General features: G+C 46.7%; 9 protein-coding genes. All 9 read left to right on the top strand.

Annotated features, from left to right (window positions below):
* Positions 1-583: 583 nt before the first annotated feature.
* Complete coding sequence (gene rpmH / locus ACUUHJ_RS31975) at positions 584-718, top strand: 50S ribosomal protein L34 (protein WP_007720125.1); 135 nt, start codon at positions 584-586, stop codon at positions 716-718.
* 161 nt (positions 719-879) lie between these two features.
* Positions 880-1,848, top strand: coding sequence for a nucleotidyltransferase domain-containing protein (locus ACUUHJ_RS31970; RefSeq protein ID WP_472301120.1), 969 nt, complete (start codon positions 880-882; stop codon positions 1,846-1,848).
* Positions 1,849-1,988: 140 nt separating this feature from the next.
* Positions 1,989-2,369: a ribonuclease P protein component gene (gene rnpA / locus ACUUHJ_RS31965; RefSeq protein WP_289675392.1), complete on the top strand. Its 381-nt coding sequence runs from the start codon at positions 1,989-1,991 to the stop codon at positions 2,367-2,369.
* Positions 2,370-2,373: 4 nt separating this feature from the next.
* Complete coding sequence (gene yidD / locus ACUUHJ_RS31960) at positions 2,374-2,598, top strand: membrane protein insertion efficiency factor YidD (RefSeq protein WP_205669431.1); 225 nt, start codon at positions 2,374-2,376, stop codon at positions 2,596-2,598.
* 39 nt (positions 2,599-2,637) lie between these two features.
* Entirely contained in the window at positions 2,638-3,396 is a 759-nt protein-coding gene (yidC, locus tag ACUUHJ_RS31955; RefSeq protein WP_087349363.1) for a membrane protein insertase YidC, read from the top strand.
* Positions 3,393-4,022: an RNA-binding cell elongation regulator Jag/EloR gene (jag, locus tag ACUUHJ_RS31950; protein ID WP_015894101.1), complete on the top strand. Its 630-nt coding sequence runs from the start codon at positions 3,393-3,395 to the stop codon at positions 4,020-4,022. Before yidC ends, jag begins: the two co-directional genes overlap by 4 nt.
* Before the next feature lie 288 nt (positions 4,023-4,310).
* Complete coding sequence (gene mnmE, locus ACUUHJ_RS31945; RefSeq protein WP_016739367.1) at positions 4,311-5,687, top strand: tRNA uridine-5-carboxymethylaminomethyl(34) synthesis GTPase MnmE; 1,377 nt, start codon at positions 4,311-4,313, stop codon at positions 5,685-5,687.
* A 15-nt stretch (positions 5,688-5,702) separates the two neighbouring features.
* Entirely contained in the window at positions 5,703-7,601 is a 1,899-nt protein-coding gene (gene mnmG / locus ACUUHJ_RS31940) for a tRNA uridine-5-carboxymethylaminomethyl(34) synthesis enzyme MnmG (protein ID WP_289675390.1), read from the top strand.
* Positions 7,602-7,611: 10 nt separating this feature from the next.
* Entirely contained in the window at positions 7,612-8,328 is a 717-nt protein-coding gene (gene rsmG, locus ACUUHJ_RS31935; protein ID WP_015894097.1) for a 16S rRNA (guanine(527)-N(7))-methyltransferase RsmG, read from the top strand.
* Positions 8,329-8,857 lie beyond the last annotated feature (529 nt).

The raw sequence follows: 8,857 nt of genomic DNA, 5'->3' as shown, positions 1-8,857 counted from the left end.
CCAGAATCCCTCCCTCTGGGCCATCCGAAAAATTGATGAAGATCGATCCATCATGATCGAGAAAAAGTGCAAAAACCTACTTTGTTGTGACCTAATTGTCAACACAGCCGTTTAGAGCGACTGTGGATAAAAAAAGTCGAAATATAGGGATTCCGCTCGTAGAAGTGAAAAAAAGCAGACGGTTATCCTCAATCCTGTGAGTAACGACATACACATAGGAAAGAATCTGTCCACAAACTTATCCACACCCTGTGGAAAAACCGATTCACGTATCGGAGTTATTCACGCTTCAAAACAAAAACATGATAACAGATATAAAGCGTGGTATCAATGGTTTTTTCATACTTATCCACAAACACAACTTCTGGTACTTGCCACATATTCACATCCCTATATTTTGTGTACAAGCTGTAGATAAACTTGTCGAAATCTGTTTTTGTGGATAAAATGATATCCACAGACCCGGGAAATAGTTTTATGGGGATATTTGCCTTGGTAACGAAATTCCACTGTTGCTTGACTTTTTAGGCATATGTTCTTATAATGCAAAAGAATGTCTTTGCAAGACGGAGGTGTATACGTAATGAAACCATCTTTCAATCCTAACAACCGCAAGCGCAAAAAGGATCATGGATTCCGTAAGCGCATGAGCACAAAAAACGGCCGTAAAATTTTGGCTGCTCGTCGTCAAAGAGGTAGAAAAGTTCTTTCCGCTTAGGCCACACTTTTAGTGGCCTTTTTGTTTGCTTACATATGTCTGAAAATTCTTTGTTGTCATAAAAAGAGGAAGGCTTTCTCCGATGTGGAAACCTTTTGGGGGATAATCATTACCTAGCTATCGAAAGTCCTGCTAATTATTGAAGAGATAGGAGGGGGCCGATGGAGGAGAGGAAGGACGTAACCGACTTTTTTGTATCATTGGCGCGCGAGTTTCTTGATGAATGGCCTGTAGCCGGCTTGGTATGTGCCTATGCTGGTGGATCTGTCGGGAGGGGAGAAGCGGACACCTACAGCGACCTCGATTTACACATCTTTGTGGAGGGAGAAGATGATCCTTCCTGTGAAAATCGTCTGTTTAAAGGGCATATGATACAGCTGCAGGTTCAGTCTGCTCCTACGGATGAAGAAGTATATGAGAATCTGTGGGCATGGCGTTACCTAAAGGAAGTAAAGATTATTCTGGACCCAGAGGATCGTTTCATTTCCTGGATGAATGACATATGCACGTATATGGATTCCCCGGCTGGGAAAGCGAAAATGTCCGCACAGGCAAAAGCAGAGGTAGAATCGTTCCACGAAGAGGCGCAGGGTGCCTTAATGGAAGGCTTTCCTTACTCCGCTTATTTGGCTTCATGGGCAGGATGGATCGGTGCGCTACAAATGAGTGCCTTTTTCCAGGGGCATTCATTGAGTGATGCTCAGTTGTATCAGCTGCTACAGAAAGAAGGACGTTCGGACGGAATGTTTGGCTTTTTTCTGGAGACATACCGGAGTAACCAGGATGTACAGGATGCACTTATGCTATTGGCCGACTACCGGACTCATCTACGGTCAATAAATAAGGGGATCGAGTTTGCGTTGGCGGCTGAAAATGATTGGTTAGTAAAGAGGAAGGTACAAAGATTGCAGGAGAGAAATCAGCTGGATATGGCCGGGTTTTTAATATTTTCAGAAGCGATCTGGTTATATCATAGTGTGGATCTTGATGAATGGCTGGAGAATCATTGGGCGGATCTGCCTGCCAAGCTTTCCTTGTCCCTTCAAAAATTGGGCTTTTTCCAAGCAGATGGGCAATTGCTCGCTCACTTGCGCCATGCCAGTGCAGAAATCATCGCGGAAATTGGCTGATCGTCTATATTTTTTCCACTGAATTTTTGATTTTGTTCTAAACCGAGTATACTTAGGGAAAAAAGTGAACGAAACAAGGATATACTGGTAGATGCTGTTTACGTTTTCTACTATAATTGTGATGTTAGGGGTTGTTTTCCTTGCATCGTTCACACCGGCTCAAAAAAAATGAGCAATTCCAAGCTGTGTTTCAACGAGGAAGTTCTGCGGCTAATAAGCAGTTTGTCTTGTATTCAGCAAAGCAAGATGGACAAGCGGCTTTTCGCGCTGGGATTTCCGTCAGTAAAAAAATTGGCAATGCTGTTGTCCGCAATAGAGTCAAGCGGCTTATACGCGAAGCAGTAGCTCGAATGGAGTCTGATATCCCAGTCGGTCTCGATCTCGTCATCATCGCCCGTCCGGGTGTGGAAGCGATGACGCTTGAAGCCATTGAGCAATCTCTGTTACATGTGATGAAGCGAGCCAAAGTGATCAAACAGGCACCCGTACATAATGGAAAAAGAGATGGAAAAAGAGGGTGAAACGATGATGGTGAAGATCATGGTTTGGTTGATTCGGGGATACCAACTGATGATTTCTCCGTATAAACCACCTTCATGCAGATTCGCGCCCACCTGTTCCCATTACGCAATCGAGTCGATTCGTCGATTTGGAGCGTGGAGGGGAGGCTGGTTGGCCCTTCGTCGCATCTTGAAATGCCATCCGTTCCACCCGGGCGGGTATGATCCAGTCCCGGATCAGCACAAATAAGATTACCTCATATTGAAGCGGGGAAAAGGAGGATCACCCTTGAGTAGACGTACACTCAGCATTCTTATGCTGACTATGCTGGTTCTAGTTTTGTCGGGCTGTAACCCCCAAGCAGCAGCACCAATTGGCCCTGACGCAACCGGCATTTGGGACAAGTATTTTGTCTATCCACTGTCCTGGCTAATTAAAGAGAGCGCATTGATACTCGGAAACAACTACGGTCTGGGTATCCTAGTTGCAACGATCATCATTCGAATCATTGTGCTTCCATTGATGGTCAAACAAATCAAGAGCTCCAAGAAAATGCAAGAGATTCAACCGGAGATGCAAAAGATCCGTGAAAAGTACAAAAATGATCCACAAAAAGCGCAAGCGGAAACAATGGCTATGTTCCAGAAGAGCGGTGTCAATCCGTTGGCTGGATGCTTGCCAATGTTGGTACAAATGCCGATTTTGATCGCGTTCTACCATGCGATCATTCGTACGACCGAGATTAACTCGCAAACGTTCATGTGGCTGACGCTGGGACAAAAGGACCCGTACTACATCTTGCCAATCATTGCTGCGATTACGACCTACCTGCAGTCCAAGATGATGGGTCAGGCAAATCAAGGAAATCCGCAAATGCAAATGATGATCATCATGATGCCGCTGATGATTTTGGCGATTGCCGTCACATTGCCATCAGCGCTGTCTCTGTACTGGGTATACGGTAACCTGTTTACCATTGTACAAACCTACTTCCTGTATCGTGATAAAGGGAAAATGCCTACTCCTAAAGGGGGAGCCTCCAAGTGAAAAAGGTGGTAGCTACGGCAAAAACGATCGACGATGCTGTGCAAAAAGCTTTACTGGAATTGGGAGTGCCGCGTGAGCGGGCAACGATCCAAGTTCTAGAGGAACCAAGCAGAGGATTGTTTGGACTGATTGGGGCAAAGGACGCTAAAGTGCAAGTAGAATTTCACTTTGATCCGGTTGCACAGGGACGTGACTTTCTTCAAGACGTTTTGTCGAACATGAAGGTGAATGCCAAAGTGGAGACGCGTACAAATGAAGAGGGCATGCTGTTTGACATCCAGGGAACCAATCTGGGAATCATTATTGGCCGCAGGGGACAAACTCTTGATTCATTACAGTATCTCGTAAACGTCGTAGCGAACCGTCATGCGGACAAACATGTACGTATCACTCTGGATGCCGAAAATTACAGGCTTCGTCGCAAGGAAACATTGGAGCAGCTCGCAGATCGTGTGTCGAAAAAAGCGTTATCGACCAAACGGGATGTACGTCTAGAACCAATGTCTGCTGCTGAACGGAAAGTAATCCACGCCTTCTTGCAAAAGAGAGCGGATGTGGTTACCTTCAGTGAAGGAGACGAGCCAAATCGTTATATCGTGATTGCACCGAAAGAAGCCTCTCGCTAGGCTTCTTTTTTTTTTGCCTAATTCAAATGAGCAAGCGACGACATTTTGAACAATTTCGTCAAAAAGTTGTCCACTGTGGATAATTGACCAAATGGTTGAGGATTTGCGAAAATGATTATACTGTGGATAACCAATATGGACAGCAACCTTGGAGCTAGGGTTGCTTTTTCCTATTGCGTGTTTAGCAAATGGATTGGCTGCACTTTCTTTTGGAATTTTTCTAGACGATCTGTTATGCTAGTAAGTTAGTGGCTGACTTGTAAGAGTGGAAAGCTTGAGGTGAACAGCATGAAATTCGATACAATAGCGGCGGTCGCAACACCGATGGGTGAAGGCGGTATTGCCGTGATCCGGGTAAGCGGTACGGAAGCGATCGAAGTTGTGGATAAGATATATAAAGGAAAGCAGCGGTTGTCCACTGTGGACAGTCATACGATCCATTATGGGCACTTGTATGAGCCAAACACAGGTGAACGAGTGGAAGAGGTACTGGTTTCCGTAATGAAGGCTCCCCGTACATTTACGAGGGAGGATGTAGTGGAGGTCAACTGTCACGGAGGAATTGTTTCCGTTGAAAAGGTTCTGGAGTTAATCTTGGATAATGGAGCAAGATTGGCGGAGCCGGGGGAGTTCACGAAGCGTGCGTTCTTAAACGGACGTGTCGATTTGTCTCAGGCTGAGGCCGTCATTGATTTGATCCGGGCCAAAACAGACAGAGCGATGAAGGTCGCATTGAATCAAGTAGAAGGGAAGCTGTCCAGGCTCATTCGGCAGCTGCGCCAAAACTTGATTGAAGCGATGGCCCATATAGAAGTAACACTGGACTATCCAGAGCATGACGTTGAGGAGTTTACACAAAATTTCTTGCGAGGAAAGTGCCTGGAGGTTAAAGGTGAAATCCAACGATTGTTGCAGACCGCACAGCAAGGAAAAATTTTGCGTGAAGGCTTGTCGACCGCGATTATTGGACGTCCGAATGTAGGGAAATCCTCTCTATTAAATAGTCTGGTTCAAGAGGAAAAGGCGATTGTAACTGACGTTGCGGGAACGACACGCGATGTGATCGAAGAGTATGTCAATGTGCGCGGGGTTCCTTTGCGACTTATCGATACCGCAGGAATTCGCGATACAGAGGACATCGTGGAGAAAATCGGGGTAGAGAAGTCCAGACAGCTGCTGCAAAAGGCTGACCTCGTGTTGCTCGTGATCAACTACAACGAGCCTCTCTCCGCTGATGATTACGCGATTTTTGAAGCAGCAAAAGGGTTCCATGTGATTGTGATTGTCAATAAATTCGACCTGCCGCAAAAAGTGGATTTGGAAGAGATCAAGCGTCATTTCCCTCAGCAGCCGTTGATTATGACGTCCGCGCGTGAGGAGACGGGGATCGATCTTCTGGAGCAAGCTATTGGGGAGATTTTCTTCAGTGGCCGTGTGCAGCAGGATGACTTGACCTACGTGAGTAACGCCAGACATATTCAACTGCTTCGTCAGGCAGAACGAGCCATGGATGAAGCGCTGGGTGGAATCGATGATTTGATGCCAGTAGACATGATTCAGATCGACATTAAAAAGTCGTGGGAACTACTTGGTGAAGTCATCGGTGAAAGCGTCGGCGAAGATTTGATTGACCAGATTTTCTCCCAGTTCTGTCTGGGTAAGTGATTAGGAGGGCAAAAAATGAACGTTGTACCTGCATATGAAGCGGGCTCATTTGACGTCATTGTCATTGGTGCGGGTCATGCCGGTGCGGAAGCTGCATTGGCGGCTGCACGTATGGGCTGTAGTACATTGCTGTTGACGATCAACCTGGATGCTGTGGCGTACATGCCATGTAATCCTTCCGTAGGTGGTCCTGCTAAAGGCCACGTTGTACGCGAATTGGACGCGCTTGGTGGAGAGATGGGACGCAATACCGACAAAACCCATATCCAAATGCGTATGCTGAATACAGGGAAAGGACCTGCTGTGCATGCCTTGCGCGCGCAAGCAGACAAATTTGCGTATCAGCATGAAATGAAGAAAACGATTGAAAATACTCCAAATCTGATCCTGCGTCAAGCGATGGTGGAAGAGCTGATCGTGAACGATGGAGTTTGTGAAGGGGTTATCACGCAAACTGGGGCGCGATACATGGCCAAATCCGTTGTATTGACGACCGGAACCTATTTGCGAGGAAAGATCATCCTCGGGGATCTTCAATACGAAAGTGGACCGAACAACATGCGTCCGTCTATTCGTCTGGCACATCATTTGAAGGAACTCGGTTTTGAAATGACTCGTTTCAAGACGGGGACGCCACCGCGTGTTCACAGCAGCAGTGTGGATTTCTCCAAAATGGAGATTCAGCCTGGTGATCCGGTACCACGTGCTTTTTCTTATGAAACAACGGAATTTATCATGGACCAGCTTCCTTGCTGGCTGACTTATACAAATGAAGAAACGCATGGACTCATCAATAATAATCTGCATCGTGCCCCTATGTATTCGGGAATGATCGAAGGAACAGGCCCGCGTTATTGCCCTTCGATTGAAGATAAAGTAGTCCGTTTTAACGATAAGCCTCGTCACCAAATTTTCTTGGAGCCAGAAGGGCGCAATACCGAAGAAATGTATGTACAAGGCTTGTCGACCAGCTTGCCAGAGGATGTTCAGCTTTCCATGCTGCGCTCTATGGCTGGAATGGAAGAAGTCAAAATGATGCGCCCTGGCTATGCGATTGAGTATGATTCGATCGTGCCGACGCAGCTCTGGCCTTCTTTGGAAACCAAAACCTTGCCTGGCTTGTTCACAGCAGGACAAATCAATGGTACCTCTGGCTATGAAGAAGCCGCGGGTCAAGGTCTCATGGCAGGGATTAACGCAGCACGCCGTGTTCAAGGGAAACCGCCCGTTATTTTGGGACGGGAAGAGGCGTACATCGGTGTCTTGATTGACGACCTGGTTACGAAGGGAACGCATGAGCCTTATCGTTTGCTTACTTCTCGCGCAGAATATCGCTTGCTGCTGCGTCATGACAATGCGGACTTGCGCCTAACGGATATCGGCTATGAAATTGGTCTGATTAGCGAGGAGCGCTACCATCGATTTAACCAAAAACGTGAGCTGATCGAGCAAGAAAAAGAACGTGTAGCCAACACGCGCGTACGTCCTGAAATGGCACATGTTCAAGAGGTTTTGCGCAACGCAGGCTCTCCTGAGCTGACAGATGTCATCGAGCTGGCTCAATTGCTGCGTCGTCCGGAAATCAACTACAGCCACATTGCTCAAATGGTCCCGGCACCAGAAGCACTGCCAGAGGATGTGACCGAACAGGTTGAAATCCAGATTAAGTACGATGGCTACATCAAAAAGTCATTGCAACAGGTTGAACGGATGAAAAAAATGGAGGAGCGCCGCATCCCAACGGATATTGATTACCACCAAATCTCCGGTTTGTCCAAGGAATCCCGCGACAATATGACCAAAATCCGTCCGTTGAACATCGGGCAGGCGGCTCGTATCGCAGGGGTTACTCCAGCAGACATTTCCGTGTTGATGGTATATTTGGAGTACAAACGTGTGGGAGTAGCCGAGTAAGGAGAAAGCTATGACGAAAGAACAGTTTGCCGAGGTACTTGCAGCCCAGGGGATTTCTTTGACGGATCGTCAGAAGGAGCAGTTTGATCATTTTTTCCGCCTGCTGGTGGAATGGAATGAGAAGATGAACCTGACCGGGATTACCGAAGAGGGGCAAGTGTACAACAAGCATTTTTATGATTCGATTACGCCGGCTTTTTACTTCCCATTTGACCAGGTGCAATCAGTTGTAGATATCGGTGGGGGCGCAGGCTTTCCAAGCATTCCTTTGAAAATTTGCTTCCCACATCTGAAAATGACGATCATTGATTCCTTGAACAAGCGAATGAGCTTTTTGCAGCATGTAGCAAAGGAACTGGGCTTGGAGAACGTAAATCCCGTACATGGGCGTGCCGAGGATCGTGGGCAAGAAGCGATGTATCGGGAGAAATTTGATCTCGTAGTGGCACGTGCTGTTGCGAGACTCAATCTGTTATCGGAGTTCTGCCTTCCTTTTGCCAAAGTTGGAGGACATTTCGTGGCTCTCAAGGGAGCAGAGATTACTCCAGAGCTTGCTGAAGCGAAAAAGGCAATCAAGACGCTTGGTGGAAAGACGAGAAAGGTCGAGACATTCCAGCTTCTAGAGGAAGCGGGAGAACGTAACATCGTCATCATGGAAAAAATAGAAGCGACGCCGAAAAGCTATCCGCGTAAAGCAGGAGTTCCTGCGAAAAAGCCGTTAGTGTAGGAGTCAATCATAAGAGAGGTCGTAGCCACGTGCTGCGGCCTTTTTTCGTATGGAAAGTTGTTTAAATTAAAATGCTCGTTTTTGATGAAATGGAAGGTATGTAGTCGCTCAGGTTTCTTGGATGATGGTGTCTACAACTCGTACTAGCCCCTCCGAAAGAATGACATCGTGTGAGAGGGGGATTTGACTATGCAAGAAACTCCCGACCATATTGCTTTGACTCTTTCTTGCTTTTCTAGCAGGTGCCATCATGGGGTGGGGGCGAGAGAGATTTATAAAGGATGTGAGTAGGCAAAGAGGTGCTGGTTTTTGAACGTATAGTCTCGTTTGTTTTGGCTCGTTTCTTTTTGGACTAGCCTCTATTTAACGTGAAAGAAAGTTTAAACTTTCTAAAGCGCATAACAAGGTACCTCAGCGTCCGCATCTGGCATAACCTCGGTAAAACATTCCGCAAAAACGCGGTCGCTCCTCTATGAATAGGCTTCGATAGAAGTTTTTTTACGGTTTTTCTTCCAGTGGCATAAATCGT

The sequence above is a fragment of the Brevibacillus schisleri genome, from assembly GCF_055685845.1.
The sequence above is the reverse complement of the archived record's forward strand: the minus strand, read 5'-3'. Positions and strand labels throughout refer to the sequence as shown.

Excerpts from the sequence above, each read along its gene's own strand:
- mnmG (WP_289675390.1), top strand. The coding sequence starts at position 5,703 with ATGAACGTTGTACCTGCATATGAAGCGGGCTCATTTGACGTCATTGTC.
- rpmH (WP_007720125.1), top strand. The coding sequence starts at position 584 with ATGAAACCATCTTTCAATCCTAACAACCGCAAGCGCAAAAAGGATCAT.
- rsmG (WP_015894097.1), top strand. The coding sequence starts at position 7,612 with ATGACGAAAGAACAGTTTGCCGAGGTACTTGCAGCCCAGGGGATTTCT.
- mnmE (WP_016739367.1), top strand. The coding sequence starts at position 4,311 with ATGAAATTCGATACAATAGCGGCGGTCGCAACACCGATGGGTGAAGGC.
- ACUUHJ_RS31970 (WP_472301120.1), top strand. The coding sequence starts at position 880 with ATGGAGGAGAGGAAGGACGTAACCGACTTTTTTGTATCATTGGCGCGC.
- yidD (WP_205669431.1), top strand. The coding sequence starts at position 2,374 with ATGATGGTGAAGATCATGGTTTGGTTGATTCGGGGATACCAACTGATG.